The organism is Mesorhizobium sp. M7A.F.Ca.CA.004.04.2.1 (assembly GCF_004022825.1).
In the GTDB taxonomy this organism is placed as follows: domain Bacteria; phylum Pseudomonadota; class Alphaproteobacteria; order Rhizobiales; family Rhizobiaceae; genus Mesorhizobium.
Window position 1 is genome coordinate 1 of record NZ_RZPH01001541.1, and the last position, 849, is coordinate 849.

General features: G+C 63.7%; 1 protein-coding gene. It reads right to left on the reverse strand.

All coding sequences use genetic code 11. From position 1 onward, the window contains the following. Positions 1-109: 109 nt before the first annotated feature. Entirely contained in the window at positions 110-631 is a 522-nt protein-coding gene (locus EN893_RS36005) for a gamma-glutamylcyclotransferase (protein WP_127268943.1), read from the reverse strand. Positions 632-849 lie beyond the last annotated feature (218 nt).

Here is an 849-nt window from a genome sequence, read left to right on the forward strand (position 1 = left end):
GGATGATTGGGGCGGGCAAATGGCGCCCGCGGGCTGAGGGTCGGAGCCTAACCTAGGTCTTGCCTGAACGAGGTCAAAGGCCTGGCCGCCTTTTTCCGCAGAGCCAGCTTCACAAAGGCGCGACCTGGCTGGCGACATCCTCCAGCCAGTGGTCGCTTATGCCCAGTGCCTCGAGATGCTCAAGCGTGCTCAGCACATAGTCCTCGTTGTTGCCGGACTGGCCGACCGCGCCGCGCACCACGGCCGCTGCATCCGCCGCGTCGAGCGCTCCGGCATATTGCTCGTGCTGGCGGTCGACAATGTAGACCACCGCGTCGACCGTACCGCCCCCGTCGAGGCGAATCTTGAGCATGCGCTCCAGATAGACATTGGTGACCAGTTCGCGCTCGCGAAGATAGGCCATGACCTCGTCGCGCAAGTCGCCGGGGACGCGGAATGCGAGGCCGACGCAGGACCCGCCACGGTCGAGGCCGAGCACCAGCCCCGGCCGCTCGCGCGTGCCGCGATGCACGAAGGAATAGACGCAGAGCGAGCGCCGGTAACCATGCAGGCGGGCACGCTGGGTTTCGACATGCGCGAATCCCGGCCGCCAGATCAGCGAGCCATAGCCAAACACCCAAAAATCGCCCATATCGCCGCGCCTGATTGCAAAAGATGCCAACACCGCACCCGGACCGGTGTTTTTTCCGCCCGTCCCGTCTAACTATTCGTCTGTCTGCCTGGCGGAATCGACCACCCGTCCGCAACACCCATGCGATAACGAGAGCCAAAGCATGACGTCAAGTGACGAACGCCAGCCAAGTAACCGTCGCCGCCTGTTCTGGCTTGCAGCATTCATCGTCCTGCTGT